The sequence below is a fragment of the Mycolicibacterium rhodesiae genome, from assembly GCF_002086695.1.
Taxonomy (GTDB): domain Bacteria; phylum Actinomycetota; class Actinomycetes; order Mycobacteriales; family Mycobacteriaceae; genus Mycobacterium; species Mycobacterium rhodesiae.
The window spans coordinates 344,520-370,453 of the sequence record NZ_MVIH01000002.1 but is presented as its reverse complement, the minus strand read 5'-3'; the positions used below and the strand labels follow the sequence as shown (position 1 = coordinate 370,453).

At 67.5% G+C, this 25,934-nt stretch carries 28 protein-coding genes; 16 read left to right on the top strand and 12 right to left on the bottom strand.

Translation table 11 applies throughout. From position 1 onward, the window contains the following. The first annotated feature begins 1 nt into the window (after nt 1). Nucleotides 2-457, top strand: coding sequence for a PPOX class F420-dependent oxidoreductase (locus BST42_RS05625; RefSeq protein ID WP_083117583.1), 456 nt, complete (start codon nt 2-4; stop codon nt 455-457). On the opposite strand, the gene BST42_RS05620 is transcribed toward BST42_RS05625, so the two are convergent. Genes BST42_RS05620 through BST42_RS05610 form a run of 3 tightly spaced genes read right to left on the bottom strand, consistent with a single transcriptional unit; the run spans nt 405 to nt 2,731 of the window. Continuing rightward, a complete protein-coding gene (locus BST42_RS05620) occupies nt 405-1,328 on the bottom strand; it encodes a ferredoxin family protein (protein WP_083117582.1) in 924 nt (307 codons plus the stop codon). The genes BST42_RS05625 and BST42_RS05620 overlap by 53 nt on opposite strands. Continuing rightward, nucleotides 1,325-2,533, bottom strand: coding sequence for a cupin domain-containing protein (locus BST42_RS05615; protein ID WP_083117581.1), 1,209 nt, complete (start codon nt 2,531-2,533; stop codon nt 1,325-1,327). Before BST42_RS05615 ends, BST42_RS05620 begins: the two co-directional genes overlap by 4 nt. A gap of 12 nt (nt 2,534-2,545) precedes the next feature. Next, on the bottom strand, nt 2,546-2,731 hold the full coding sequence (locus BST42_RS05610; protein ID WP_083117580.1) for a hypothetical protein: 186 nt from the start codon (nt 2,729-2,731) through the stop codon (nt 2,546-2,548). A 164-nt stretch (nt 2,732-2,895) separates the two neighbouring features. Between BST42_RS05610 and BST42_RS05605 the strand changes: the two genes are divergently transcribed. Both BST42_RS05605 and BST42_RS05600 read left to right on the top strand, forming a co-directional pair. Beyond that, complete coding sequence (locus tag BST42_RS05605) at nt 2,896-3,351, top strand: hypothetical protein (RefSeq protein WP_237159288.1); 456 nt, start codon at nt 2,896-2,898, stop codon at nt 3,349-3,351. A 52-nt stretch (nt 3,352-3,403) separates the two neighbouring features. Then, entirely contained in the window at nt 3,404-4,582 is a 1,179-nt protein-coding gene (locus tag BST42_RS05600) for a zinc-dependent alcohol dehydrogenase (protein WP_083117885.1), read from the top strand. On the opposite strand, the gene BST42_RS05595 is transcribed toward BST42_RS05600, so the two are convergent. Further along, nucleotides 4,572-5,189, bottom strand: a complete 618-nt coding sequence (locus BST42_RS05595) for a TetR/AcrR family transcriptional regulator (RefSeq protein WP_083117578.1) — start codon at nt 5,187-5,189, stop codon at nt 4,572-4,574. The genes BST42_RS05600 and BST42_RS05595 overlap by 11 nt on opposite strands. Nucleotides 5,190-5,298: 109 nt before the next feature. On the opposite strand from BST42_RS05595, the gene BST42_RS05590 reads away from it, so the two are divergent. Then, nucleotides 5,299-6,630: a cytochrome P450 gene (locus BST42_RS05590; protein ID WP_083117577.1), complete on the top strand. Its 1,332-nt coding sequence runs from the start codon at nt 5,299-5,301 to the stop codon at nt 6,628-6,630. A gap of 76 nt (nt 6,631-6,706) precedes the next feature. On the opposite strand, the gene msrA is transcribed toward BST42_RS05590, so the two are convergent. Next, nucleotides 6,707-7,216, bottom strand: coding sequence for a peptide-methionine (S)-S-oxide reductase MsrA (gene msrA / locus BST42_RS05585; protein WP_083117576.1), 510 nt, complete (start codon nt 7,214-7,216; stop codon nt 6,707-6,709). Further along, a complete protein-coding gene (msrB, locus tag BST42_RS05580) occupies nt 7,213-7,686 on the bottom strand; it encodes a peptide-methionine (R)-S-oxide reductase MsrB (protein WP_083117575.1) in 474 nt (157 codons plus the stop codon). The genes msrA and msrB overlap by 4 nt, the downstream gene beginning before the upstream one ends. 202 nt (nt 7,687-7,888) lie before the next feature. Here msrB and BST42_RS05575 point away from each other — a divergent pair, with 202 nt between their 5' ends. From BST42_RS05575 to BST42_RS05535, 9 genes are all read left to right on the top strand, one after another. Further along, on the top strand, nt 7,889-8,854 hold the full coding sequence (locus BST42_RS05575; protein ID WP_083117884.1) for a GGDEF domain-containing protein: 966 nt from the start codon (nt 7,889-7,891) through the stop codon (nt 8,852-8,854). A 79-nt stretch (nt 8,855-8,933) separates the two neighbouring features. After that, the gene (locus BST42_RS05570) at nt 8,934-9,359 is read left to right on the top strand and encodes a hypothetical protein (protein ID WP_207569444.1); all 426 of its coding nucleotides are present in this window, start codon (nt 8,934-8,936) and stop codon (nt 9,357-9,359) included. A gap of 42 nt (nt 9,360-9,401) precedes the next feature. Next, nucleotides 9,402-9,902, top strand: a complete 501-nt coding sequence (locus tag BST42_RS05565; protein ID WP_083117573.1) for a nuclear transport factor 2 family protein — start codon at nt 9,402-9,404, stop codon at nt 9,900-9,902. Continuing rightward, on the top strand, nt 9,899-10,918 hold the full coding sequence (locus tag BST42_RS05560; RefSeq protein WP_083117572.1) for an NAD-dependent epimerase/dehydratase family protein: 1,020 nt from the start codon (nt 9,899-9,901) through the stop codon (nt 10,916-10,918). The genes BST42_RS05565 and BST42_RS05560 overlap by 4 nt, the downstream gene beginning before the upstream one ends. A gap of 42 nt (nt 10,919-10,960) precedes the next feature. Beyond that, nucleotides 10,961-11,320, top strand: coding sequence for a cupredoxin domain-containing protein (locus BST42_RS05555; RefSeq protein WP_083117571.1), 360 nt, complete (start codon nt 10,961-10,963; stop codon nt 11,318-11,320). Nucleotides 11,321-11,359: 39 nt separating this feature from the next. Next, nucleotides 11,360-12,730: an NAD(P)/FAD-dependent oxidoreductase gene (locus BST42_RS05550; RefSeq protein ID WP_083117570.1), complete on the top strand. Its 1,371-nt coding sequence runs from the start codon at nt 11,360-11,362 to the stop codon at nt 12,728-12,730. A gap of 60 nt (nt 12,731-12,790) precedes the next feature. Next, nucleotides 12,791-13,168, top strand: coding sequence for a DUF427 domain-containing protein (locus tag BST42_RS05545; protein ID WP_083117569.1), 378 nt, complete (start codon nt 12,791-12,793; stop codon nt 13,166-13,168). Nucleotides 13,169-13,172: 4 nt separating this feature from the next. Continuing rightward, entirely contained in the window at nt 13,173-14,084 is a 912-nt protein-coding gene (locus tag BST42_RS05540) for a DNA-3-methyladenine glycosylase family protein (protein WP_083117568.1), read from the top strand. A 78-nt stretch (nt 14,085-14,162) separates the two neighbouring features. After that, nucleotides 14,163-14,714: a Dps family protein gene (locus tag BST42_RS05535; protein ID WP_083117567.1), complete on the top strand. Its 552-nt coding sequence runs from the start codon at nt 14,163-14,165 to the stop codon at nt 14,712-14,714. Here BST42_RS05535 and aqpZ read toward each other — a convergent pair. Beyond that, nucleotides 14,711-15,475: an aquaporin Z gene (gene aqpZ, locus BST42_RS05530; protein ID WP_083117566.1), complete on the bottom strand. Its 765-nt coding sequence runs from the start codon at nt 15,473-15,475 to the stop codon at nt 14,711-14,713. The genes BST42_RS05535 and aqpZ overlap by 4 nt on opposite strands. Before the next feature lie 104 nt (nt 15,476-15,579). After that, nucleotides 15,580-17,028, bottom strand: coding sequence for a chloride channel protein (locus BST42_RS05525; protein ID WP_083117565.1), 1,449 nt, complete (start codon nt 17,026-17,028; stop codon nt 15,580-15,582). A 204-nt stretch (nt 17,029-17,232) separates the two neighbouring features. On the opposite strand from BST42_RS05525, the gene BST42_RS05520 reads away from it, so the two are divergent. Both BST42_RS05520 and BST42_RS05515 read left to right on the top strand, forming a co-directional pair. Further along, complete coding sequence (locus BST42_RS05520) at nt 17,233-18,984, top strand: chloride channel protein (protein ID WP_237159261.1); 1,752 nt, start codon at nt 17,233-17,235, stop codon at nt 18,982-18,984. Between the two features lie 121 nt (nt 18,985-19,105). Next, complete coding sequence (locus BST42_RS05515; RefSeq protein ID WP_083117883.1) at nt 19,106-19,981, top strand: sulfite exporter TauE/SafE family protein; 876 nt, start codon at nt 19,106-19,108, stop codon at nt 19,979-19,981. A gap of 75 nt (nt 19,982-20,056) precedes the next feature. On the opposite strand, the gene BST42_RS05510 is transcribed toward BST42_RS05515, so the two are convergent. Genes BST42_RS05510 through BST42_RS05495 form a run of 4 tightly spaced genes read right to left on the bottom strand, consistent with a single transcriptional unit; the run spans nt 20,057 to nt 24,114 of the window. Further along, a complete protein-coding gene (locus tag BST42_RS05510; RefSeq protein ID WP_036342539.1) occupies nt 20,057-20,314 on the bottom strand; it encodes an HPr family phosphocarrier protein in 258 nt (85 codons plus the stop codon). A gap of 35 nt (nt 20,315-20,349) precedes the next feature. Beyond that, the gene (locus BST42_RS05505) at nt 20,350-22,344 is read right to left on the bottom strand and encodes a PTS fructose transporter subunit IIABC (protein WP_083117563.1); all 1,995 of its coding nucleotides are present in this window, start codon (nt 22,342-22,344) and stop codon (nt 20,350-20,352) included. A gap of 16 nt (nt 22,345-22,360) precedes the next feature. Next, nucleotides 22,361-23,338: a 1-phosphofructokinase family hexose kinase gene (locus BST42_RS05500; protein WP_083117562.1), complete on the bottom strand. Its 978-nt coding sequence runs from the start codon at nt 23,336-23,338 to the stop codon at nt 22,361-22,363. Beyond that, nucleotides 23,335-24,114, bottom strand: coding sequence for a DeoR/GlpR family DNA-binding transcription regulator (locus tag BST42_RS05495; RefSeq protein ID WP_083117561.1), 780 nt, complete (start codon nt 24,112-24,114; stop codon nt 23,335-23,337). The genes BST42_RS05500 and BST42_RS05495 overlap by 4 nt, the downstream gene beginning before the upstream one ends. Before the next feature lie 103 nt (nt 24,115-24,217). On the opposite strand from BST42_RS05495, the gene ptsP reads away from it, so the two are divergent. Further along, nucleotides 24,218-25,915 (top strand): phosphoenolpyruvate--protein phosphotransferase, encoded by a 1,698-nt coding sequence (gene ptsP / locus BST42_RS05490; protein ID WP_110918481.1) that lies wholly within the window; start codon nt 24,218-24,220, stop codon nt 25,913-25,915. The last annotated feature ends 19 nt before the right edge of the window (nt 25,916-25,934 follow it).

The window sequence follows — 25,934 nt, the reverse complement described above, 5'->3', positions numbered from 1 at the left end:
TATGTCGCCCAAGATCGCCACCGCCGACTCCGTGGACCTCGATCAGCTGCTCGAGTTCGTCCGACCCCGGCATCGCATGGTGTTGACCACCTTCCGCGCCGACGGCTCGCTGCACAGCTCCCCGGTGACCGGCGGCGTCGACGAGCAGGGCCGCCTGGTGATCGCCAGCTATCCACGTCGCGCCAAGTCGGTGAACATCCGCCGCACCCCGCGCGCCAGTGTGGTGGTTCTCTCCGACGAGTTCAACGACGCTTACGTGCAGATCGACGGGTCCGCCGAGGTGATCGATCTGCCCGACGCCGTGGAACCGCTGGTCGACTACTTCCGCGCGGTCGCGGGTGAGCACTCGGATTGGGACGAGTATCGGGCGGCGATGGTCAAGCAGGGCAAGTGCCTGATCCGGGTCACTCCGCAGCGCTGGGGCCCGGTGGCGACAGGCGGCTTCCCGCCGTCGTGAGCGAGGCGAGCGTGTAGATCCGCACTCGGCCCGGCACGGTGGCGTCGCATTGCGACAGCAGTGGCTCCGAGAGCTCTTCGTTGAGCACCACCTCGACCGGGTCGGGTTCGGCGTCGAGCACTACCCGGACGGTGCCGTCACCCGGCTCGACGCTCAACGGCGGGAACGCGGCGATCCGGTCGTCGTCGAACGCCTCGCGGGCGAAATGTTGTGCGGCCTGGACGGCGTGGGGAAGCGACGTGCGCCCGCGCAGGAACCGGTCGACCAGCCGACCGTCGAGATACCGGCTCACCAGCTCGGGCGCGTCGGCCTGGTCCGCCCGCCCGTAGCACAATCCCTCAGGCAGCACGAGCATGGTCGCCGCGAACCGGTCGCCACCCAGATGTGAGCATTCCCAGGCGAATTCGGGATACGCGGCGGAGATCGCCGCGGTGGCCGCCCGGCCGCGCACCGCGCAGCACATGTCGTGGCGGCCGTGGGCGCAGACCGCGACGAGCGGGTCGGTCGAGGCGGTGCCGTCGGAACCGTCCAGTGCGAGGTCGAGGTACTCGCGCGGGCCTGCGACCTCGCCGCTGTACAACGCTTCGCTGCCGACGGCGCAGTGCGCGACGAACCAGCGCCACCGTGGCGTGGCCTCCCGGCGGCCGTGCTTTCGGATCGCCGCGATCCGCATACCTGCCGCCTCGGCGCGCCGCACGACGGCCAACCCCAGCGCCGGGTCGATACAGGCCGGCGAATCCAGGAAGGCCGAACGTCCCCAGCCGCCTGCCAACTCGAGCAACAGCCACGACGTGCCCGCCGACGCCGTCCCGTACATCGGGTCGTTGCGGGCCAGCGACTGGTCGCTGCAGCCCTGGCCGGCTCTGCTCATCGCGCAGGCGCGGGGACGACGACCGCTTCGGTGAGCAGGCGCCGGATCAGAACCGCGCCGTCAGCGGGGTCGAGCCCCGGCAGGGTGGCGGCCCGCATCACCTGACCGCGGTGCAGCGCGTAGAGCGCCTCGCCGCAGGACGCGGGGAACGTGATGGTCCGGTCGGGAAGTCGCAGCACAACCCGGCCGTCGGAACTATCCAGGCCGGCCACCAGGCCCCGGCGCCAACACACGTCGCCGTCAGCGTCGGCGGCGGCGCTCAGGGTGGCCAGTGGTCGGACCGCGATGGGCCGGGTGAGACCGGCATACCGGTCGGACAGCCGCGCGGCCGCCCCACCGCTCAGGGTGGCCGCGTTGTCCCGCAGGGCCGACACCACCTCGGCCATCACCTTGTTGACCGTGGCGAGAGTCTCGTCCTGATCGGCGGCCGCGATGCCCATCGGCAGCGATCGGCGGAAGGCCTCGACAGTGGACAGCTCGTCGAGCACCGCGCGTGCCACGTCGAGACCGGTGGTGGCCGAGACACCGATGGTCAGGTGAATCGAGGTGGAGTCGAGGGCCTGCGCGGCGTGCACCCAGCCTCTGGGCAGGTATAGCGCATCGCCGGCGGTCAGCACGGTGTCGATCACCGGCTCGCCTTGGACCCGGTCGTCGATGGCCGCCCGGTGCTGTGTCCATGGCTGGGACGGCAGTGGATGGGCGTGCACCGGCTCGTGCACCACCCAGCGCTTCTGTCCGGATATCTGCAGCACGAATACGTCGTGCACGTCGTAATGCGGGTCGAAGCCGCGGTTGCCCGGCGGCGTGATGTAGGCGTTGGCCTGCACGGGATGTCCGAGATCGTCGACGGCGTCGCGGACGAAGTCGATCAGCGGCGGCCACAGCCGGTGCAAACCCTGCAGGACAACCGTTGCGCCCGCGGACATTTCGGCGAGGACCTTGGCCGAGTCGACCTGATCGCCGATCTCCGCGCCGAACCCGGCCGGCCCGAGATAGCAGTCCTTGGCGAGGATCTCACCGTCGCGAGCCAACCTGATGAACGGTGCCCGAACGCCGCGCTCGGCAAGCAACTCGTCGACCGCCCCGGGAGACAGCAGATCGCTGAAGTCCCGGGGCAGGTCGACGGCTGTGCTGAGGAGCGGCCTGCGGCCCCAGTACTGGTCGGCGAACGTCTGCGCGTCGACCGCACTGCAGCGGCTCAGCATGAATCCGGCGGGTCAGGCCGAGCCGTCGGCGCCGCCGTCGTGGCCTTCGGGGTTCGAGCCGCCATCGGCGGGACCCTCACCGCTGCCGCCGGCTGTGCCGTCGGCGCCGCCGTCGTGGCCTTCGGGATTGGAGCCACCGTCGGCCGTGCCTTCGCCGCCCGGGGTGGAGGTGGTCATGTCGTCGTCGTCGAGCGCCATGAGAGATCCTTTCTCGAACCGCACAAGCGCGGCACAGTGTGTGCAGGGATAGGTGCGAACGGAGTTGCCGCGCCGACACCGAATGAAACCGTCGGAAGCGAGTGGATGTGTCCGGGTGGCCTCGCCAGCGTGACGGCGTGAGTTGCGGGCCGAGTGTGGCCGTGATGGCGGGTGCATTGCTCGACGCAGAGTACGGCGCCGCCCTGCACACCGAGCAGCCGCAACGGTGGTTCGACGCCGAGCAGGCTCGGGTGCACCGCGCGATCAACGTGGTGTGGCCATACGCGCTGGGCGCCACCCCGGCCGGTGTGGCACGGGCGATGACCGAGCACAGCATCGCTCGCGGCGTGCGCTACCGCTGGCGAGCGGCCCGGTGCGACGACCGGCTGGCCGACGTGTGCGATGCGGTGGCCGCGGGCTGGCCGGTGGCGATGCTGATCGGCGCGGTGCTGCCGCGCCATTGGGTGCTGCTGGTCGAGATCGACGGCACCGCCCTGCGCTGTTACGAGCCGTCCTCCGGGGCAGTACTGGACATCGCCATCGACGACATCCGTCGCAGTCGGTTGGCGCCGCTGGGTTTTGCGCGACCGTTCGCGTTCGTCACTCCGCGCTGTGTTTGAGGACCTACCGAACGGGCATGCGGGCACCTGACCCCAAGTGGAGGAGGATCCCATGCGCGCAGTGACCTGGCACGGCCGCCGCAACGTCTCGGTCGACACCGTCCCCGATCCGCAGATCAAGGAGCCGACCGACGCGATCATCCGCGTCACGAGCACCAACATCTGCGGCTCCGATCTGCACCTGTACGAGGTGCTCGGTGCTTTCATGTCGCCCGGAGACATCCTCGGCCACGAGGCCATGGGTGTGGTCGAAGAGATTGGCGACCAAGTCTCCGAACTCAAAGTCGGTGACCGCGTGGTGATTCCGTTCAACATCTCCTGCGGCCACTGCTTCATGTGTGGACAGGGCCTGCAAAGCCAGTGTGAGACAACACAAAACCGCGACCAGGGCACCGGCGCGGCGTTGTTCGGGTACTCCAAGCTATACGGCGAAGTGGCCGGTGGACAGGCCGAGTATCTGCGGGTACCGCAAGCCAACTACACCCACATCAAGGTGCCGGTCGGCGGCTCCGACGACCGGTACGTGTATCTGTCCGACGTATTACCCACCGCCTGGCAAGGTTTGGAATACGCGGACGTGCCGGACGGGGGCACCCTGGTGGTGCTGGGACTGGGACCGATCGGGTCGATGGCATGCCGAATGGCCGCGCACCGCAACCGGCACCGGGTGATCGGCATCGACCTGGTGACCAATCGGTTGGAGCGGGCCCGCCCCTACTGCGAGGAGGTCATCGACCTACGCGAGGGCGATGTGGTGGAACGCGTGCTGGATCTGACCGACGGCCGCGGCGCCGATTCCGTCATCGACGCCGTCGGGATGGAGGCACACGGGTCTCCCGTTGCCGAATTCGCCCAGACCGCAGCAGGATTCCTCCCGTCTCCGCTGGGTCGGGCGGTCATGCGCAATGCCGGCGTGGACCGGCTGGCCGCCCTGCATACCGCGATCGCGGTGGTTCGCCGCGGCGGGACGGTGTCGCTGTCGGGTGTCTACGGCGGTGCTGCGGATCCGATCAATCTGATGGTGATGTTCGACAAGCAGATTCAGCTCCGCATGGGTCAGGCCAACGTGAAGCGCTGGATCCCCGACATCATGCCGCTGCTCACCGACGACGATCCGCTGGGCGTGGACACCTTCGCCACCCATCGGCTTCCGCTGTCCGACGCACCGAAGGCCTACGAGACCTTCCAGAAGAAAGCCGATGGCATGTTCAAAGTGGTTCTCAAACCGTAGGTCTCGGCCCCAGTAACGCGAGCGAGACGGCCAGCGCAGGCTCGATGATGTCGCCGGCCGGATCGCCGTCCTCCATGGTTTGCGCGGTGAGTTCACGCAGGCCGCCCACCAGGATGACCGCGATTGCATGGGAGATCGGCGGAAGCCCGGCGGTTCGGAATCCGTCGTTGGCGGACAGATCGACGATCATTGTGGCCAGCCGCGAGAAGCCGCGGCGCAGGGTGGGCCGGGCGTACTCACCCAGCGCGGGAAGTTCGCGGATCCAGCTCAGCGTGATGGCCCGCCGCTCGTCGATGTGCTCGACGTAGGTCACGACGGCCTGTCGGATCTGCTCGTGCCACGGCGCGTGCGGATCGACCGCAGCGCTGATGGCCTCGACCAGTTCGTCGTTGTTGGAGGTGAGCAACTCGGCGAAACAGTCTTCTTTGGTGGCGAACTCGCTATAAAAGGTGCGCTTGGAGGTGCGGGCGTACCGGACGATGTCGGCGACGGTGGTGTCGCGGTAGCCGCGTTCTTCGATAGATGCGGCGAGCCCGTCGAGCAGCCGCCGCCGGAAGTCGTCGCTACGGCCGACGGCAGGAGCTTCGAGAACGGCCGTCGTGGTCACTTGACCTCCTTTCGCACGCCACTCTTGTCAGGGCTGGTACCGAAGGGTACCGTACCCCACAAGCCGGTGGTACAACGCGGTACCACGCAATGTCTGGGAGGCCTCACCGATGAGCCAAGCGTCAACCGTCGCCGCGCCGATCCGTGCCGAAACGAAGTTGCCGCCATCGCCGGGGTTGCCGAATGCACTGGTCAGCCTGGCGTTCATGGTCGCCCGCCGGCCCACGACCGAGTGGATGACCCGGCGCTACGGGCGCTGCGTCACGGTGCGGATCCCGGTCTTCGGCAACACCGTCGTCGTCTCGGACCCCGCGCTGACCAAGCAGATCTTCACCACCAGCCCGGACATCCTCTACAACATCCAGCCCAACCTGAGCCGGCTGCTGGGCCCGGGCTCGGTCTTCGCCCTCGACGGAGTCGAGCACCGGGCGCGGCGCAAGCTGCTCACCCCGCCGTTCCATGGAAAGAGCATCCGGGCCTACGAGCAGATCGTGGTGGAGGAGACCCTGCGCGAGATCGAATCCTGGCCGCAGGGAACCGAATTCGAAACGCTCGAGCCGATGATGCACATCACGCTCAACATCATCCTGCGTGCGATCTTCGGTGCCGACGGTGTCGAACTGCAGCGCCTGCGCGAGCTGATCCCGAAGTGGGTGACGCTGGGTTCGCGGCTGGCCGTGTTGCCCTCGCCGAAACGCGAAATGCCTTGGACGCCTTGGGGAAGACTCGTCCAATACCGCCGGGAGTACGAGAGCCTGGTGGACACGTTGATCAGCCGGGCGCAGAGCGACCCCAACCTCGAGGATCGCACCGATGTGCTGTCGCTGTTCCTGCGCAGCACCTACGAGGACGGCTCGGCGATGACGCGCGGAGAGATCGGCGACGAACTGCTGACTCTGCTGGCCGCCGGCCACGAGACCACCGCGTCCACGCTGGCGTGGGCCTTCGAGCGGATCTCCCGCCACCCCGAGGTGCTGAGCCGGTTGGTCGCCGAGGCCGACACCGAGGACAACTCCTACCGGCAGGCCACGATCCTGGAAGTCCAGCGCAATCGGACGGTGATCGACTTCTCCGGCCGGCATGTCCAGGTGCCGAGCTATGAACTCGGCGAATGGGTGGTGCCGCAAGGCTATTCAGTGATGGTCAGCCTGTGCCAGCTGCACGAGAACCCGGAGATGTTCGAAGATCCGGAGCGCTTCGACCCGCTGAGGTTTCTCGACAGCAAACCCAACACGTTCGCCTGGGTCCCGTTCGGCGGTGGAACCCGGCGCTGCATCGGCGCGGCATTCGCCAACATGGAGATGGACGTCGTGTTGCGTACGGTGTTGCGGCACTTCACGATTGCGACCACCAGCGCGCCCGGGGAGAAATGGCACTCACGGGGCGTAGCGTTCACCCCGAAAAAGGGTGGGCGCGTCGTGGTACACCGCCGCGTTTCCTAGCGCGAGCAGACGCAAAGTGCCGGCGACACGCCGGATTTCGGAGTGCTTTGCGTCTGCTCGGCGGAGAGCGCGAAGGCTAGACCTGAGCCCGCTTCGGTAGCTTCCAGCCCGCCCGCGGGAAGTGGCAGGTGTAGCCGTTCGGGTAATGCAGCAGGTAGTCCTGATGCTCGGGCTCGGCCTCCCAGAAGTCGCCGGCCGGCGTCACCTCGGTGACCACCTTGCCCGGCCACAGCCCGGAGGCGTCCACGTCGGCGATGGTGTCCAACGCGACCTGCTTCTGCTCGTCGTCGAGGTAGAAGATCGCCGACCGGTAACTGGTGCCGACGTCATTGCCCTGCCGGTTCTTCGTGCTCGGATCGTGGATCTGGAAGAAGAACTCGAGCAGCGCGCGGAAATCGGTCTGCGCCGGGTCGTACTCGATCTCGATGGCCTCGGCATGGCCGGGATGGTTGCGGTAGGTGGGGTGATCGTTCTGGCCACCGGTGTAACCAACGCGGGTGGAAACCACACCGGGTTGTTTGCGGATCAGGTCCTGCATGCCCCAGAAGCAACCGCCCGCCAGGATCGCCCTCTTGGTTTGACTCATGCGTCCTCCTTGGAAGTCTCGAACAAACGTCGGTATTCGCCGTAGCCCTGCGCCTCGAGGTCGTCGAGGTGGATGAATCTCAGCGAAGCGGAGTTGATGCAGTAGCGCAACCCTCCCTGCGCCCGGGGGCCGTCCTTGAACACGTGGCCCAGATGGCTGTCGCCACCGGCCGAGCGGACCTCGGTGCGGACCATCAGATAGCTGAAGTCCCGTTTGGTGACGACGTTCGCTTTTCCGGGGGACGTCTCGATCGGCTTGGTGAAACTGGGCCACCCGGAGCCGCTCTCGAACTTGTCGATCGAGGCGAACAACGGCTCGCCCGAGACGACGTCGACGTAGATGCCCGGCTCGTGGTTGTCCCAGTACTCGCCGGTGAAGGGCCGCTCGGTTCCGTTTTCCTGAGTGACCCGGTATTGCTCGGGGGACAGCGCGGAGACGGCAGCGGGATTGCGGTGGTAATCGCGCGACATGCACCTATCAACCTCAATGGTCGTTCGGATAGTTCCCACGTCAGAGATCCGTCAGAACCGACGCGTACTGCGGCGTGCGCGCCTCGGTGTCACAATTTGGCAGTCGGCACCGGGGCCGGTTCTGAGCAGGAAAGTTTGACGCGATGCGGCTTCGCCAGATCTGCATTCCCATGCACGTTCGACGCCGGGCCTCATGTACCGGGTGAGGCTGCTGGACTTCACCGGCAGTGACTTCCACGGCGCGCAGCAGATCCGGTTGCTGCGCATCTATCTCGCGCTCACGACATTCCTCTACGTCTACGGCGTCGTGTTCACCATCTGGCCGCTGCGCCCGGAACTGACCTACGCGAACCCGCTCGGAGGTGTGCTTGCGATCGTGCTCGGCATCGCCGCGCTGATCTGGCTGGCCGTCAAGCCGAACCACCCGGGACCGGCCACTCTGGCCGCCATCGTTGCGACCCCGCTGGTGATGGCGTTCCACATCGCGATCACCGCCGAGCTCGCCTGTCTGATCGCGCCGATGTTCCTGGCGATGTATTTGCGGGCGTTCTATCCGCCGCGGCGCGCCGCCGTGCTCATCGGTTTCCTGACGTTGGCCGCGGTGGCAGGGCTGGCGGTCGCGCCGCTGCCCAAGCTCTACATCGACTACCTGATCTGGGTCATCGCGATCGTCGGCGCGGGGGAGTCCTTCGGGCTGGTGATGCGGGCCTTGGTCACCAGTGCGTGCACCGATCCACTGACCGGTCTGCTGAATCGGGCCGGCTGGGAGATCGCCACGCGGAACCTGTTGGCGCGCAGGCGATCACCGAAGTCGACGATCACGGTCGTTGTGATGGACCTCGACGGCTTCAAGCAGCTCAACGACACCCGCGGGCATCTCGCGGGTGATGAGCACCTGACCGGCCACGCGCGCCGGTGGCGCGACCTGGTGCCGCGCAATGCCGTGTTGGCGCGGCTCGGCGGTGACGAGTTCGCCGCCTGCATAGCCGACCGTGATGCGTCATTGGCACAACGGTTCGTCGCCGACGTCGGGCGGCACACCCCCGACACCAGCGTCGGGGTGGCGTCGCAGCCCGGCGATACCGCCGACATCGCGGCGTTGTACGCCCTGGCCGACGCCGAGTTGTACGCCGCCAAGGGTCGCAACCGCCGCAAGACCGACCGCTGAGCCGCAACCGCGTGGGCAGTGGCGGCAGTAAAGCGCCGCCGTGGGGCGTGAAGCCGGCGGGAGCGGGTAGGGCACAAACATGATTACTCGGTGGATCGTTCTGTTTGTCGGTGTGGCGGCGTTGATCGTGGGCATCGCAGGGCTTGTCACTCCCGTCTCCGCGGGGCCCGGGAATCGCGGTCCCACCGTTGCGGAACCTCTGAGCGTCGACTGTGGCATTGCGGTCTCCCCCGACCTCTCAGCCGCCCGCGAGGCGACTGTCCTGGGTGGAAAGAACATGCCCAGCCCGCCCGGTGCACCGGGAACGCCAGGTCTCGCCCAACCGCATGACGACATCATCGTCAACACCGACTACGTGTCGTTGTGTCGCGAAGAACTCACGGATCGACGGATCTGGACCGTCACCCTTGCCGCGCTGGGAGTCGTAGCGGTCCTCGGAATCGGACTGGCAGCCGTAATCTTCCGTCGACCGAGTGCGGGCGCCGACGCGTCGTCCTCATCGTGAGATTCTCGACATGCGCACTAGAACATGTTCTAGTTTGACTCTGTGGCGCGATTCTCTCGTGAAGAACTGACGGAAGCTTTTGCAACGTTCGAGCAGACGGTCGCCGACGCGGCCCGCTCGCACGACTGGGACGCCTGGGTGAGTCACTACACCCCCGACGTCGACTACATCGAGCACGCGATGGGCACGATGAAGGGCCGCGAGGAAGTGCGCGCCTGGATCACCAAGACCATGGGCAGCTTCCCCGGCAGCTACATGACCGAGTTCCCGTCGCTGTGGGCCGTGTTCGACGAGGAGACCGGGCGAGTCATCTGCGAGCTGGACAACCCGATGCGCGACCCCGGCGACGGCACGATCATCAGCGCCACCAACATCTCGATCGTCACCTACGCCGGCGACGGCCTCTGGTCGCGCCAGGAGGACATCTACAACCCACTGCGGTTCCTGCAGGCGAGCATGAAGTGGTGCAAGAAAGCCGAGAAGCTCGGCACCCTGGACGATGAAGCCGCCGCCTGGATGCGCGCCAACGGCGGCTTCAAGTGAGCGGTCCCAAGCTCGTCATCGGGGCCAACGGGTTCCTCGGCTCGCACGTCACCCGGCAGTTGGTCGCCGACGGACACCAGGTGCGAGTCATGGTGCGGCCGAAGGCTTCCACGATCTCCATCGACGACCTCGACGTGCAGCGCTTCGTCGGCGACATCTGGGACAACGACGTGCTGCGCGAGGCGATGGCCGGCGTCGACGACGTCTACTACTGCGTGGTCGACGCCCGCGGTTGGCTCCGCGATCCGGCACCGTTGTTCCGCACCAACGTCGAGGGCACCCGCAATGTGCTCGACATCGCCAGGGATGCGAACCTGCATCGCTTCATCTTCACCAGCAGCTACGTCACCGTCGGGCGCCGTCGCGGCCGGACGGTCACGGAAGCCGACATCATCACCGACCGTGGACTCACCCCGTACGTCCGGTCCCGGGTGCAGGCCGAAGAACTGGTACTGCGCTACGCCCGCGAACATGGCCTGCCCGCGATCGCGATGTGCGTGTCCACGACCTACGGCGGCGGCGACTGGGGGCGAACCCCGCACGGCGCCATCATCGCCGGGGCTGCGTTCGGCAAGCTGCCGTTCGTGATGGGCGGTATCGAACTCGAAGCCGTCGGCGTCGACGACGCGGCCCGCGCGATGATCCTGGCCGCCGAACGCGGCCGGGTCGGTGAGCGCTACCTGATCTCGGAGAAGATGATCAGCAACGCCGAAGTGGCGCGCATCGCGGCTCTGGAGGCGAACATGCCGCCGCCGACGAAGACGATCCCGCTGCCGGTCGCCTACGCGCTGGCCGCGTTGGGCACCGCCAAAGCTCGGCTGCAGAAGACCGACGAGAAGCTGTCGCTGGGCTCGCTGCGGCTGATGCGTGCCGAGGGGCCGCTGGACTGCAGCAAGGCCGTCCAGGAATTGGGTTGGCAGCCGCGCCCCGTCGAGGAATCCATTCGGGAGGCCGCGCGCTTCTGGGTCGGGCTGCGCGAGGCGAAACGGCAGGCGAAGGCAACCCGGTCGGAGTGATCAGGCGCTGAACCCGCCCGCGGGCGAATACGTGTCCCGCGTATGACGCCACGCATCTTTGCCCTGTCCCTCGCCATCGCGTTCGCTGCTGTTCTCCTGGTGGCGGCGTGTTCGGCGGGAACCAAAGCCTCACCGTCGTCCGCTCCGTCCGCGGCCGGCCCGACGATCAGCATCGCGGACATGAAATTCAGCTCACCGGCCCCGGTGTCGCCCGGGGCCACCGTCACCGTCACCAATGCCGACGGGGTCGAGCACACCGTCACCGCCGATGCCGGCGCCGCGTTCAACGTGGAGGTCGGCGACAAGGGCACAGCCACGTTCACCGCGCCCAGCAAGCCGGGAACCTACCCCTACCACTGCACCTATCACCCGGCGATGCACGGACAACTCGTCGTCCAGTGAGGGCGATCAACGTTCGTCGGGTGCGGCTAGATTCTTGCCATGGCCACAATCAACGGCGCCGTGTCGCACTGGTTCACCGAGCTTCCCCGGCCGCGTCCCGCCCTGCCCGGTGACCGCGACGCCGACGTCTGCATCGTCGGCGCCGGCTACACCGGGCTGTGGACCGCCTACTACCTGAAGAAGGCGGACCCGTCATTGCGGATCGTGGTGCTGGAGGCCCGGTTCGCGGGGTTCGGCGCCTCCGGCCGAAACGGCGGCTGGCTGTCCGGCCTGGCACCGGGCCACCGCGGGCTGCTGGCCAAGAAATACGGCCGCGCCAACGTCGTCGCCTGGCAGCAGACCCTCAACGCCGCCGTCGACGAGGTGATCGACGTGGCCGCCCATGAAGGCATCGAGGCCGACATCGTCAAGGGCGGCAACCTCGAGGTGGCCCGCAACCCCTCGCAGGCCCGCAGGCTGCGCGCCGAGGCCGACGAGGATCGCGAGTGGGGCACCGACGGCATCGAACTATTGACCGCCGCCGAAGCAGCCGAGCGGATCCGGGTTGACGGCCTGGTGCTGGGGATGTTCAACCCGCACTGCGCCCGCATCCAACCCGCCAAGCTGGCCCGCGGACTCGCCGACGTCGTGGAACGACTCGGCGTCACCATCTACGAACAGACCCCGGTCACCACGATCAGCCCGGGCCGGGCGGAGACTCCGCGGGGCGTGGTTCGCGCGCCGATCGTGCTGCGGGCCACCGAGGGCTTCACCGCCCGGATGCGTGGGCTGCGGCGGCGCTGGCTGCCGATGAACAGCGCGATGATCGCCACCGAGCCGATGTCTGACGACCTCTGGGCGACCATCGGCTGGGCGGGCCGGGAAACGCTTGGCGATCTGGCGCACGGGTTCTTCTACGCCCAGCGCACCGCCGACAATCGCATCGCGATCGGTGGCCGGGCCGTGCCCTATCGCTATGCCTCCCGCATCGACAACGACGGCGCGGTCGGCGCCGACACCATCACCTACCTGACCGGGGTGCTCAACACCGCGCTGCCACAGACCCGCGGGGTGCCGATCGCCCATGGTTGGTGCGGCGTGCTGGGCGTCCCCCGGGACTGGTCGGCCGGTGTCAGCCTCGATCCGGCCACCGGACTCGGCGAGGCAGGTGGCTACGTCGGCCACGGCGTCACCGCGACCAACCTCGCCGGCCGGACGCTGACCGACCTGGTGCTCAAGCGGTCCACTCCGTTGACCGCGCTGCCCTGGGTCGGTCACCACTCGGCCACCTGGGAACCCGAGCCGCTGCGCTGGCTCGGGGTACGCGGCATGTACACCGCATACAAACTCGCCGATCGGCACGAGGACGGCGGGCGGGCGTCGACCTCCCCGATCGCGGTGATCGCGGACGCGATCGCCCGGCGGCCGTAGCGTGGGAATCATGAGTGCGTGACGGTGTTGCACCCACTACGCCTTGAGGAGGGACACCCGATGACCACACGTGAGATCAAAGAGCCCACCGCCGACCATCCGATCACGATCACCCCGACCAATGGGCGGGTGCAGGTGCGGGTCAACGGCGAGGTCGTCGCCGACACCCGCGCCGCGCTCGGCCTGGCCGAGTCCAGTTATCCTGTCGTGCAATACATCCCGCTCGGTGACGTCAACCCCGCGGTGCTGACCTGCACCACCACCCGGACGTACTGCCCGTACAAGGGCGAGGCGAGCTACTACAGCGTCACCACGGGCGACGCGACGGTCGAGGACGCGATCTGGACCTACCAGGAGCCCTACCCGGCGGTCGCCGCGATCGCGGGACACGTTGCGTTCTACCCGAACAAGGCCGACATCAGCGTCGTACCGGACTGACCAGGTGCCGGTCGAGCGTGTCCTGACCTTTCCTGGCCCCGCCAGCCCGGGACAGACGTTGTCGCCGCAACGCCGCGGCCCCGGCGACCCCTGCTATCAGCTCGACGGCGAGCGTGCGATCTGGCGCACCAGCCTGCAACCCAGCGGGCCGGTGACGGCCCGGATCTTCCGCATCGCTCCCGACACCGTGGGGTGCCAGGCGTGGGGCGACGGCGCCGACGAGTTCGTCGAGGCGCTGCCCGCGCTGCTGGGCCTCGACGACGACCCCGCCAGCTACCGTCCGCAGCACCCGGTCATCCAGGCCGCCGCCAAACGCGTGCCACATCTGCGCCTCGGCCGCACCGCACGGGTACTCGAGGCGTTGATCCCCGCGGTGATCGAACAGCGGGTCACGGGCGCCGATGCGTTTCGCGCCTGGCGGCTGCTGGTCACCAAGTTCGGCAGCCCAGCGCCCGGCCCCGCGCCCGCACGGATGCGGGTGCCGCCGCCGGCGGACGTCTGGCGTCGCATCCCGTCATGGGAGTTCCATCGCGCCAACGTCGATCCGGGCCGCGCCCGCACGATCATCGGCTGCGCGCAACGCGCGGATGCGCTCGAACGGTTGTCGGGCCGGATTGCGACCGATGCCCGCGACGCGCTCACCACGCTGCCGGGCGTCGGGGTCTGGACGGCGGCCGAAACCGCGCAGCGCGCATTCGGTGACACCGACGCGCTGTCGATCGGGGACTACCACATCTCGAAGATGATCGGTTGGACACTGATCGGCACCCCGGTCGATGACGCCGGCATGGTGGAGTTGCTGGAGCCGGAGCGCCCGCACCGGTACCGCGCGGTGCGCCTGCTCGAGGCCAGCCGGCTGGCGTACAAGCCGCGTTTCGGCCCGCGGCTGCCGGTGCAGCAGATCAGCAATATGTGACGCGGCTCTTACATCCGGTTACCCGCGCGACAACCCGGGTATGTGGCGGTCGAGATTGAAACGCGGAAGGAGCGATCAATGGCTGCGAAATTCACTGTTCCCGGATTGACCGAAGCTAAGGCCCGTAAGGTGACCGATCTCCTGCAGAAGCAGTTGAGCACCTACAACGACCTGCACCTAACTTTGAAGCACGTGCACTGGAATGTGGTCGGCCCCAACTTCATCGGCGTGCACGAAATGATCGACCCGCAGGTCGACCTGGTCCGCGGCTACGCCGATGAGGTTGCCGAACGGATCGCCACGCTGGGCGCGTCGCCCCAGGGCACCCCGGGTGCGATCCTCAAGGACCGCACGTGGGACGACTACAGCGTCGGCCGCGACACGGTGCAGGCCCATCTCGCCGCAGTCGATCTGGTGTACGACGGCATCATCGAGGACCTGCGCAACAACATCGAGGCGACCGAGGAACTCGACCCGGTGACCCAGGACATCCTCATCGGCCACGCCGCCGAGCTGGAGAAGTTCCAGTGGTTCGTGCGTGCCCATCTCGAAAACGCCGGTGGGACTTTGGCACACGAGGGCAAGTCGACGGAGAAGGGCGCAGCCAAGGCGGCGAAGTCGAAGAGCTAGCCTTTCGAGTCCAGCGCGTCGTCACGGACCGGACGGTCCGCTAGCTCCTCGGCGCGGCCGAACAGCAGTGGGTAAAGAGCACCCGCCACGGCCGCGCCGGCGAGCGGTGCCAGCCAGAACACCCACAGTTGCGCGGGTGCACCGTCTCCGTTGAAGAATGCGACACCCATCGAACGGGCCGGGTTCACCGACGTGTTCGAGATCGGGATAGAGATCAGATGGATCAGCGTCAGCATCAAGCCGATCGCCAAGCCGGCGAAGCCTTTTGGCGCGCGATCGTCGGTGGCACCCAGGATCACCAGTAAGAACAGGAAGGTCAGAAGAGCCTCGGCGATCACCACGGCCGCCAGCGAGTAGTGAAACGGTGAGTGCGCACCGAATCCGTTGGCGGCCATGTGGCCGGTCGGGGTGAAACCTTCTCTGCCTTTGGCGATCCAATAGATCACCGCACCGGCAGCCAGCCCGCCGACGACCTGTACCACCCAGTACGCCGGCAGCGCTTTCCATTCCACGCGCCGGGCCACGGCGGCGCCGAAGGTGACCGCCGGGTTGAAGTGGCCACCCGAGATCGTCCCGAAAGCGTAGACGCCGGCGAGCACGGTGAGGCCGAAAGCCAAGGCGACGCCGAGGAATCCGATCCCCACCGAACTGTCCTCGGCAGGGTTGGCGGCGAATACCGCTGCGCCGCAACCTCCCAAGACCAACAGGAATGTGCCGATGAATTCTGCGGCCAGTCGATGCGCCATCGTTGGAGCTCTCACTGGGGAACCCTTCTCGTCGGACGGGTCGATCTCCGCTGATGATCGCAGAGCGGCGCCCACGAAAGCACCGAACTTTGCTGAATCGTGTTGAGACGGTGACCTGTTTAGCCCGCGAAGTCGTCGCGCGGGCGTGGCACCTCGTGCGCCGAATCGGCCACCCGTTGGGCGCCGGCGCTGTCTCGATTGAGTCGCTGTGCCTTGTAGATCGATACCGGCGTGCGTGAGATCAGAAGGTAGGCGATCCCGACTGCGACGAGTGCGCACGGGATGACCGAGAAGGAACCGGTCATTTCCGCAACCATGATCATTACGGCCAGTGGTGCGTGAGCCACGCTTCCGAAGCACGCCATCATGCCGACCACCACGAAGAGGCCGGGCCCGGCGGGCAGGCCCGGCAGCCCGATGTCGTGCCCCAGCCGCCAGATCGCTGCGCCCACGAACGCACCGATGACCACACCGGGGCCGAAGATGCCTCCGGAACCTCCGGTGCCGATCGACAACGACGTAGCGACGATCTTGGCGAGCGGAAGCAACAGGACTATCCACAGCGGGATGGACAGCAGAGTGCTTGTGTCGGAGGCTTTTTGCGCCCACCCGTATCCGCTGGCAAGTACCTGCGGGATGGCGAGTGCGAGGACACCGACGAGGAGACCGCCGAGTGCCGGCTTTATGACCTTGTTGCCTGGCAGCTTGGCGGTCACGGAGACGGTGCCATAGAAGATTCGCGCGTACAGATATCCGAACGCCGCGGCGACGATGCCCAAAACGACGAACCAGATGAGGATCGCCGGTTGTTGGAATCGGAAATCGGAGGCCACGTAGCCGAACAGCGGCTCGAATCCCAGTATCGATCCGAACACGGAGAACGCAGTGGCCGAGGTAATGAATCCGGGGACCAGCACCTTGTAGTCGAAGTCTTCGCGATAGACGATCGAGGCCGCGAGTACCGCGCCCCCGAGCGGCGCCCCGAAGATCGCGCCGATGCCCGATCCGATGCCCAGCGATACTGCGATCCGTCCATCGTCATCGGTGAGGTTGAGCCAACGCGTCATCAACGAGCCGAAGCCGGCCGAGATCTGTGCCGCGGGTCCTTCCCGCCCACCCGAGCCTCCAGAACCGATCGTCAACGCACTGGCGATCGTCTTGACCACGATCGTCCGGCCCCTGATCGCCCGGGGGTCGCTGTGAACCGCCTCGATTGCAGAATCTGTCCCGTGGCCTTCAGCTTCGGGGGCGAATTTGGCCACGATCCACGCCGAGACCAGCGCGCCGCCGAAGGTCACCAGCGGTATGGCCCAAGGACGGACGAAGCCTGGTGACCCCGGCTGGCCGCCGTCGCCGACCGGCTTGGGGATTTGATAACCGCCGACGTAGCCGAGCAAAAATTGGCCGGTGTAGTCGAGCGCGAGATAGAAGGTGACGGCTCCCAGTCCGGCGATGATGCCGATGGAGATGCCGAGGATCAGCCATTTTCGCAGATAGCCGGACCTGCGAATGAAAGCGCCCAACCGGCCGCCCTGTTCGACGTCATGATTCTGACGCGGCCGCGGCATGGTGTGAGGCTAGCAGGATTGGTGGATCGCTGATGTCAATCCAGGACCGAGATCCCGAATGATATTGCAGATCAAGAGATATCGAGCACACCGCGTCGTCGTCGAGAGACCGCTCACGACGAGCAGGCCCATCCCGGGGCGATCGGCGGGCCGCCTGCGGACGCTCGATTAGGAAGCAGTGTGCAACTATTCCATACTGCAGTAGTGCCCGATGGACTCGGAATGCCCCGGAGAATCCCGTTGGCCAGTCGCAACCTGGTCGTCGGCTGGCTGCGGGACAGCCCGTCGGCGCTGGTGGCCCTTGCGGTCGCCGTCGGCGCGGTGACGGGTTTGGGCGCCGTTGGCTTCCGATACCTGATCACTTTTTTCACCAGGGTGTTCACCGGTTACGACGACTATTCCGGGCTGGGGCGGATACCAAGCGCGCACTGGCCGGCTCTGGGAGTTTGGTTCCTCCTGCTGACACCGGTGATCGCGGGGGCGATCTACGGACCCATCGTGCACAAGTTCGCGCCGGAGGCTCGGGGGCACGGTGTACCCGAGGTCATGTACGCCGTCAGCCATAAGGGTGGCCGGATTGCGCCCCAGGTCACCCTGGTCAAGGCGTTGGCTTCGGCGCTGTGCATCGGCGGCGGAGGCTCGGTCGGACGGGAAGGGCCGATCGTGCAGATCGGTTCGGCGGCCGGGTCCACGATTGCGCAAATCCTTCGGCTCGACACCCCACGGGTCCGGCTTCTGGTTGCGTGTGGGGCCGCGGCCGGAATCTCGGCAACGTTCAACGCCCCGCTGGCCGGCCCCTTCTTCGCCATGGAACTCATCCTTCGGGACTTCGCCGCCCAGTCTTTCGGCGCCGTCGTGTTGTCGAGTGTCACCGCTGACGTCGTGGGGCGGGCAATGCTGGGCAACCAGCCGTTTCTCTCGCTGCCGTCGTTCGCCGTGCACAACGTGGCCGAGTACTTCCTCTATGCGGTGCTCGGCGTGGCGGTAGGCGTGGTCGGGGTTGCCTTCTCGAAGATCCTCTACCGGGTGGAAGACCTGTGCGACTGGCTGTGGCGTGGGCCGGAATGGGCCAGACCCGCGGTTGGTGGGTTGCTCCTCGGCGGCGTCCTGCTGGCTCTGCCCCAGATGTACGGTGTCGGCTATCCGGTCCTGGAGAACGCAGTCGAGGGTCGGTACGTGATTGGCATGTTGTTGCTTCTCATGGTGGGCAAGATGTTTGCCACCAGCCTCACTATCGGGATCGGCGGCTCCGGCGGAGTTTTCGCGCCGACGTTGTTCGTCGGCGCCATGGCGGGAACCGCGTTCGGCACCGTAGCCCATGGCCTGTTTCCCACGATCACCGAAACCGCGGGGGCATACGGGTTGATCGGGATGGGCGCGGCGCTGGCCGGTGCGACACGAGCGCCGATCACCGCGGTGGTGATCCTGTTCGAACTCACCGGCGAGTACTCGATCATCCTGCCGTTGATGGCAGCTGTGGTGATGGCTGCCGGTACTGCGCATCTGCTGTCGAAAGACACCATCTATACGGCCAAGCTGTGGCGTCGGGGGGTTGACCTCGACAAGCCGCCGGTCGAATTGCCCGACCTGCGTGCTGCCGATCTCGCTGTGCCTGCGCCAGAGCCCCTGTCGGTGGACAGTTCGATGACCGCCGCCGCCAGGGCACTGGCGCAGACGACGTTCGGCATGTTGCCGGTGGTGACCAAGGACGGGCAGTACGCCGGGTGCGTCACGGCCCAGGATGTGGCCGAGGCGCTTGATGAAGTAGACGTCCCGAGCACGGTGTCGGACTTGGTCAAGCCGGTTGCCGCCATCGCATCTGACGCCGATGTCCGCCGTATCCTCGACGCGCTCAAGGGCCGGGGAGGCAGTGGTCTGCCGGTGCTGAATCCAGACCGGAGCTGCCTTGTCGGATGGGTCACCTATGAAGCGGTGCTGGCCAGGCTGCACCCGTAAACGGGCTGCCGAGCGACCTCCATTCATGTGACGTAGCCCTCTTGCGCATACCACCCGGGGTATATACCGTTGATCGGTAGATACCCCCCACGGTATGGGTTTGGAAGGGCCGGTGAATGCGATGGTGGCGTTGACGGTGGCGCTGGCGATTGCGGTCGGCATCTCTTTGGGCCTACTCGGAGGTGGCGGCTCGATCCTCACGGTGCCGCTGCTGGCCTATGTGGCCGGCATGGACGCCAAACATGCGATCGCGACGTCACTACTGGTGGTCGGCGTGACCAGTGCCGTGGGTGCGATCTCACACGCCCGCGCCGGGCGGGTGCAGTGGCGGACCGCCCTGCTGTTCGGCACCACGTCCATGGTGGGCGCATACAGCGGCGGCCAGCTGACTCGATTCATCCCCGGCGACGCGCTGCTCGTGGCGTTCGCGGTGATCATGGTGGTCACCGCGATCGCGATGCTGCGCGGGCGCAGAACTCCGACCGGTACAGCGCCCACCGGCGCAGCGCTGCTCGCCAAGACCGCTGCCCTGGGTCTCGCGCTGGGTCTGGTCACGGGAACCGTCGGTGCCGGTGGCGGATTCCTGGTGGTTCCCGCCCTCGTGCTGCTGGGCGGGCTGGCGATGCCGGCCGCCGTGGGGACGTCGCTGGCGGTCATCGCGATGAACTCGTTCGCGGGCTTCGCGGGCTACCTGTCGGTTGTGCAGATCGACTGGGCTACGGCGCTGATGGTGACCGCCGCGGCTGTGGTCGGCGCATTGATCGGATCGAGGTTCGCCGCCAGGGTCAACCCCGAGGTACTCCGCAAGGCATTCGGGTGGTTCGTCCTGATCATGGCCTCGGTCATCCTCGGCGAACAACTCGATCCGATCGTCGGCTACGTCGGCGTTGCGCTGACAGGTCTTGTGCCCGCATTCATGTTCGCGTGCAACCACATTGACGCGTGTCCTCTGCACAGCATGCTGGCCCGGCCCCCCGCCGCGGCCCGGACAACCTGATCATCCCGGGGTGCCGCCGCAGTCGGCGCCGGATTTGGTCAGATCCTGCCAAGGCCTTGTCTGACAGCAGCAGAATCAGGCGTCGAGGTCTTGCTGCACCAGCTCGGCGATCGCCTTGCAGGCTGCCTCGTCCTCGGAGGCGACGGTCACCTGGGCGCCGTTACCCGCGCCCAGGGTCATGATCATCAGTGCCGAACCGGCGTCCACCGGCTCGCCGCCGTCCACCGCCAACGTCACCGGAACCCCGGCGTTGACAGCAGCTTCCGAAATGATCGCGGCGGGGCGGGCGTGCAATCCGATCGCCGAGCCGACGATGACGGTCTTGGTGTGCATGAGACTCCTTTGTTTCGTTTCTCGAACTGCGTTGACTAGGCGGTCACCGGAGTGGTGGCCGTCTTACGGACGAACTGCTTGGCGGCGACGACGGCGAACCCGCCGACGGCGGTGCCCGCGGCCAGCGCCACCAGGAACCAGACCAGGTTGCCGATCGCGAAGAACACGAAGATGCCGCCGTGAGGTGCCTTCAGTGTCACATCGAAGGCCATGATCAGCGCACCGGTGACGGCACCGCCGGCCATCATCGACGGGATGACCCGCAGTGGATCGGCAGCCGCGAACGGGATGGCGCCCTCGGAGATGAACGAGGCGCCCAACAGCCAAGCGGCACGGCCGTTCTCACGCTCCGGCTCACTGAACAGGCCGGGCCGGATGGTGGTGGCCAGCGCCATCGCCAGCGGGGGCACCATACCGGCGGCCATCACCGCGGCCATGATCCGCAGCGAGGCCGGATCGGCGACGTTGAGCCCGGCGGTCGCGAAGGCGTACGCCGCCTTGTTGACCGGGCCGCCGAGGTCGAAGCACATCATCAGGCCGAGGATCACGCCGAGCAGAATCACCGAGGCGCCGGTGAGGCCGTTGAGCCAATTGGTCAGCCCCGAGGTGATCGCGGCCAGTGGGCGGCCCAGCAGCAGGAACATCAACAGGCCGACCACCAGGGACGCACCCAACGGGATGATCACCACCGGCATCAATCCGCGGGCCCACTGCGGCACGTTCGCCTTGCTGATCCACAGTGCCGCGAAGCCTGCGATCAGACCGCCGACGATACCGCCGATGAAGCCGCCGCCGACGAACACCGCGACTGCGCCTGCGGTGAATCCCGGTGCGATACCGGGACGATCGGCGATGGCGAACGAAATGTAGCCGGCCAATGCGGGGACCAGAAAGCTGAACGCCAGCCCGCCGAGGGTGAACAACACCGCACCGAGGTACTGCGTGAAACCCCCGCTGGGCAGGTTGGTCAGCGAGTTGGTGGTGGCGATCAGATTACCCAGCGACTTGGTCGCCCCGTCCGGGGTGTTGGCGATGTCGTAGCCGGCGAACAGGAAGCCCAGCGCGATCAGCAGACCGCCGGCGGCGACGAACGGGATCATGTAGCTGACGCCGGTCAGCAGGATCTGCCGGATCCGGGTGCCCCATCCGACCCCGCCGGCAGGTGCATCGCTGTCGGCGGTTGCCGCGCTGCCCTCGACTCGAGCGGCCTTCGGATTGTCCGCGGCAGCAACAGCTTCCGCGATCATGGTGTCGGGTTCGTTGATGGCCCGTTTGACGCCGGAGGCGATCACCGGTTTTCCGGCGAACCGCTGCCGGTCCTTGACGCCGACGTCGGTGGCGAAGATGACGGCATCGGCGCTGCTGATGGTCTGCGCACTCACCGGGGTGCTGCCCGAGGAGCCCTGGGTCTCCACCGTCAGGTTCACCCCAGCGCGTTCGGCGGCCAGCTTGAGCGCATCGGCGGCCATGTAGGTGTGGGCGATTCCGGTCGGGCATGCGGTGATGGCGATGATCGACTTCGACTGTGTAGCAGGCGCGGTAGCGGCCGGTGCGGCCGCAGGCGTGGCGCCGTCGGGGTTGACCACACCGTCGACCAGGCCCACCACATCGTCAGCTGACTTGGCCTCGCGCAACGACTGCACGAACTCGGGGCGCACCAGCGCACGAGCCAGGCTGGACAACAGCTTCATGTGCTCGGCCCCGGCACCGTCCGGCGCGGCGATCAGAAACACCAGATCCGCCGGACCGTCGGGTGCGCCGAAGTCGACTTTCGGTGCCAGCCTGGCGAATCCGATCGACGGCGTGGACACCGCGGCCGATCGGCAGTGCGGGATCGCGATACCGCCGGGAAGTCCGGTGGCCGACTGCGCCTCACGCGCCATGGCCGCGGCCTGAAGTGCCGCACCGTCATTGACACGGCCACTTTCGGCCAGCCGGGTGGCGAGCCGCCCGATCACCGACTCCTTGTCCGAGCCGGCGTCGACGTCGAGCAGCACCAACTCGGTGCTGATGATCGTGGAGTTCGTCATGGTGGCCTTTCGGGGTCTAGGGATGCGCGGGGTAGGGCGATATCGAGGTGACCGCCACCTCGTCGAGATCGATCTGGGCCGGTGACGGCAGCGCCGAACCGGGAAGCGCCGCAGCGGCGCTGCCGTAGGCGACGGCCATCTGCAGCCGCCCCGGTGCCTCGGCACCACCGACGTCGGCGCGGATGTAACCCGCCAGGGACGAGTCGCCGGCGCCGACGGTGCTCCGTGGTGTGATCGGCGGCGGCGTGGCCAGCCAGCTGCCGGTGTCGTTCACCAGCAGCGCGCCCGCGGCGCCCAACGTGGCGAGCACGGTCTTGGCGCCGCGGTCGATCAGCAACTGAGCGGCGGCAACCACCGGGTCCGGATCACCATGGGCCAGAGCATCTTCCAGAGCCTGCGCGTCGACACCGGTCAGACTGGCAAGCTCTTCGGAGTTCGGCTTGATCACGTCGGGGGCGGCGGTGCCGAAGCCGGCGGCCAGTGCGGCCAGCGGCGCGTCGGAGGTGTCCACTGCCACCTTGCAGTCGTAGGGCTGCAATTGAGCCACCACGTCGGCGTACCAGCCGTCGGGGACACCGGGCGGCAGCGATCCCGACAGCACCACCCATCGCGCCTCGGCGGCGTGATCGAGGATCGCCTGGGTCAACGCGGCGAGCGTGATCTCGTCGATCACCGCGCCGGGTTCGTTGATTTTGGTTGTGGTGCCGTCTGATTCGGTGATCGCGAGGTTGGTGCGGACCGCGCCGTCGATCGGCACCGCGTAGAACGGCACAGCGCACGACAGCAGCGCCGTGACAAGCGGATCGTGGCGGGCGGCGGGCAGCACGGCGAGGGTGTCGAGCCCGGCCAGTGTCAGTGCCCGCGCGACATTGACGCCCTTACCGCCCGGTTCCGTGGTCACCGATTGCACCCGGTGCACGGCGCCGCGGACCAGGGTCGTCGGCAGCGTCACCGTCCGGTCGATGCTCGGGTTGGGCGTGACGGTGACGATCATGATTCCCCTCCTGCCAGGACGACTTCGACGCCCTGCTCGGTCAATGCGGCCCGGTCGGCGGCGGTGATCTCCGGGTCGGTGATGAGCGCGTCGACGTGGTCGATCGAGGCGAAGCTGACGAACTCCTCCCGGCCGATCTTCGAGGAATCGGCCAGCACCACGACGTAGTTGGCGCAGCGCACCATCGCGCGTTTGACCGCGGCTTCCTCGCTGTCGGGGGTGGACAGGCCGTGCCGCACGGTGACCCCGTTGGCGCCGATGAACGCGATGTCCACCCGGAGCGTGTCGAGGGTGCGCAGAACCGGTTCCCCGACGGCGGCCTGGGTCAGGCCGCGGACCCGCCCGCCCAACAGCTGCAGATTTACCGACGGCATTCCGGCCAGCCGCGCGGCGATCGGCACCGAATTGGTCACCACCACCAGTTCTCGGTCGGCAGGCAGCATTGCCGCGACCCGTGCGGTGGTGGTGCCGGCGTCGAACAACACGGTGGCGCCCGACAGCGGGAGGAAATCGGCGGCGGCCCTGGCGATGGCCTCCTTGTGGTCGGCACGGGTGGTCTCCCGTTCGTCGACCCCGGGCTCCACCACGTGTAGTGCGCGCACCGGGACCGCGCCGCCGTGTACGCGTCGCAGCACACCGGCCCGGTCGAGCGCAGCGAGATCTCGGCGGACGGTCTCGGTGGTGACGTCGTAGGCCTGGGCGAGTTCTGCGACCGACACTCGTCCCTGGGACAGCACTCGGTCCGCGATCGCCTGCTGACGTTCCTCCGGGTACACGATTCTCCGTTTGTGTGGGCTAAGCGCCGTATTGAATGTTGATATGTGTTGTTTTACTCCCGATCGTGTTGACTTGTCAATGATTTGTTGTAACGTAGTTCACATGACCGTCTCCTCTACGCCTACCTCACTCGGTGCCGGACAGGTGCTGCGCGGCGTTCCGGTTGTCCCCGGTGTCCGCTACGCACCGGTCATCCGGCCCGGCCGGCTGCCCGCGATCTCCGAACTCGACTCCGGCGAACAGATCGGTGAAGGACAGCGCGATTCTGAGGCCTCTCGGTTCGGCGCCGCCGCGTCTGCCGTCGCCGACCGACTGCGCGCGCGTGCCGCTCTCGCGACGGGGGCCGCCTCGGAGGTGCTGGCCGCCACGGCGATGCTGGCCCAGGATCGGGCCTGGCTGGGTGCGGCGGAGAAACGCATCAAGGAGGGCACGCCTGCGGTGCGCGCCACCGCCGAGGCCGTTGCGCAGTTCGTCGACCTGTTCACCAAGATGGGCGGGTTGATGGCCGAACGTGTCACCGATCTACGCGATATCCGCGACCGGGTGATCGCCGAACTGAGCGGACTGCCCGAACCCGGAGTGCCGGTGCCGGATCATCCCGCCATCCTCTGCGCAGAAGACCTGGCCCCGGCCGACACCGCGGGACTGGATCCCGCTCTCGTTGTCGGCTTGGCCACCACGCTGGGCGGGCCGACCAGCCACACCGCGATCATCGCCCGCCAGCTCGGGATTCCGTGTGTGGTCGCGGTCCATGGCCTCGACGACCTCGCGGCCGGTACCGACGTCCTGATCGACGGGACCCGCGGCACCATCGCGGTCTCACCCGACCCGGCCGAGGCTGCCGCCGCGGTCGAGGCCGCCGATGCGGCGAACGCCGCAATGGCGGGCTGGAGCGGTCCCGGTGCCACCTCCGACGGCCATCCGGTGTCGATCCTGGCCAACGTGCAGGACGGTTCGGCCGCGCGCGCCGCCCGGGAGACCCCGGCGGAAGGCATCGGCCTGTTCCGCACCGAGCTGTGCTTCCTCAACCGCGACACCGAGCCGACCGTCGAGGAGCAGGCCGGCATCTACGGCGAAGTGCTCGACGCGTTCGCCGGACACAAGGTCGTCATCCGCACCCTGGACGCCGGATCCGACAAGCCGCTGAAGTTCGTCGGCCATCCCGACGAGGCCAACCCGGCGCTGGGCGTTCGGGGTATCCGCATCGAGGCGATTCAGCCTGACATCCTCGAGCGCCAGCTCGACGCGATCGCGCTGGCGGCCGAGCAGACCGGTAATGCCCCGTGGGTGATGGCGCCGATGATCGCCACGCCGGAGGAGGCCGAGCGGTTCGCCGACCGGGCCCGCCGGCGGGGCCTCGTGCCCGGCGTGATGATCGAGGTGCCGGCCGCCGCGCTGCTGGCCGAGCACATCCTGGACCACGTCGAGTTTCTCTCGATCGGCACCAATGACCTTGCCCAGTACACGATGGCGGCCGACCGGATGTCGGCCGAGCTGGCGACGCTGACCGATCCGTGGCAGCCGGGAGTGCTGGCCCTGGTTGCCCAGACCGCCCGCGCCGGGGCCAACCGCGGCAAGCCGGTGGGGGTCTGCGGCGAAGCGGCCGCCGATCCGCTGCTGGCGTGCGTACTGGCCGGCCTCGGGATCACGTCGCTGTCCGCGGCGGCCGCCGCAGTGACGGGAGTCGGCGCCAAGCTCGCCTCGGTTACGTTGCAGCAATGCCGTGACGCCGCCGCCGCGGTGCTGACCACGGCAAGTGCCGCCGACGCGCGGGCCGCGGCGTTGGGAGTGCTCGACTGAGGAATTAATCGGACTGTAG

What these genes read in the sequence shown, in the direction of transcription:
- BST42_RS05510 (WP_036342539.1), bottom strand. Translation starts at nt 20,314, where the DNA reads ATGCACACCAAGACCGTCATCGTCGGCTCGGCGATCGGATTGCACGCC.
- BST42_RS05535 (WP_083117567.1), top strand. Translation starts at nt 14,163, where the DNA reads ATGGCTGCGAAATTCACTGTTCCCGGATTGACCGAAGCTAAGGCCCGT.
- BST42_RS05550 (WP_083117570.1), top strand. Translation starts at nt 11,360, where the DNA reads ATGGCCACAATCAACGGCGCCGTGTCGCACTGGTTCACCGAGCTTCCC.
- BST42_RS05620 (WP_083117582.1), bottom strand. Translation starts at nt 1,328, where the DNA reads ATGAGCAGAGCCGGCCAGGGCTGCAGCGACCAGTCGCTGGCCCGCAAC.
- BST42_RS05505 (WP_083117563.1), bottom strand. Translation starts at nt 22,344, where the DNA reads ATGACGAACTCCACGATCATCAGCACCGAGTTGGTGCTGCTCGACGTC.
- BST42_RS05525 (WP_083117565.1), bottom strand. Translation starts at nt 17,028, where the DNA reads ATGCCGCGGCCGCGTCAGAATCATGACGTCGAACAGGGCGGCCGGTTG.
- ptsP (WP_110918481.1), top strand. Translation starts at nt 24,218, where the DNA reads ATGACCGTCTCCTCTACGCCTACCTCACTCGGTGCCGGACAGGTGCTG.
- BST42_RS05555 (WP_083117571.1), top strand. Translation starts at nt 10,961, where the DNA reads ATGACGCCACGCATCTTTGCCCTGTCCCTCGCCATCGCGTTCGCTGCT.
- BST42_RS05570 (WP_207569444.1), top strand. Translation starts at nt 8,934, where the DNA reads ATGATTACTCGGTGGATCGTTCTGTTTGTCGGTGTGGCGGCGTTGATC.
- BST42_RS05545 (WP_083117569.1), top strand. Translation starts at nt 12,791, where the DNA reads ATGACCACACGTGAGATCAAAGAGCCCACCGCCGACCATCCGATCACG.
- BST42_RS05600 (WP_083117885.1), top strand. Translation starts at nt 3,404, where the DNA reads ATGCGCGCAGTGACCTGGCACGGCCGCCGCAACGTCTCGGTCGACACC.
- msrA (WP_083117576.1), bottom strand. Translation starts at nt 7,216, where the DNA reads ATGAGTCAAACCAAGAGGGCGATCCTGGCGGGCGGTTGCTTCTGGGGC.
- BST42_RS05605 (WP_237159288.1), top strand. Translation starts at nt 2,896, where the DNA reads ATGGCGGGTGCATTGCTCGACGCAGAGTACGGCGCCGCCCTGCACACC.
- BST42_RS05615 (WP_083117581.1), bottom strand. Translation starts at nt 2,533, where the DNA reads ATGCTGAGCCGCTGCAGTGCGGTCGACGCGCAGACGTTCGCCGACCAG.
- BST42_RS05625 (WP_083117583.1), top strand. Translation starts at nt 2, where the DNA reads ATGTCGCCCAAGATCGCCACCGCCGACTCCGTGGACCTCGATCAGCTG.
- BST42_RS05610 (WP_083117580.1), bottom strand. Translation starts at nt 2,731, where the DNA reads ATGGCGCTCGACGACGACGACATGACCACCTCCACCCCGGGCGGCGAA.
- BST42_RS05500 (WP_083117562.1), bottom strand. Translation starts at nt 23,338, where the DNA reads ATGATCGTCACCGTCACGCCCAACCCGAGCATCGACCGGACGGTGACG.
- msrB (WP_083117575.1), bottom strand. Translation starts at nt 7,686, where the DNA reads ATGTCGCGCGATTACCACCGCAATCCCGCTGCCGTCTCCGCGCTGTCC.
- BST42_RS05515 (WP_083117883.1), top strand. Translation starts at nt 19,106, where the DNA reads ATGGTGGCGTTGACGGTGGCGCTGGCGATTGCGGTCGGCATCTCTTTG.
- BST42_RS05590 (WP_083117577.1), top strand. Translation starts at nt 5,299, where the DNA reads ATGAGCCAAGCGTCAACCGTCGCCGCGCCGATCCGTGCCGAAACGAAG.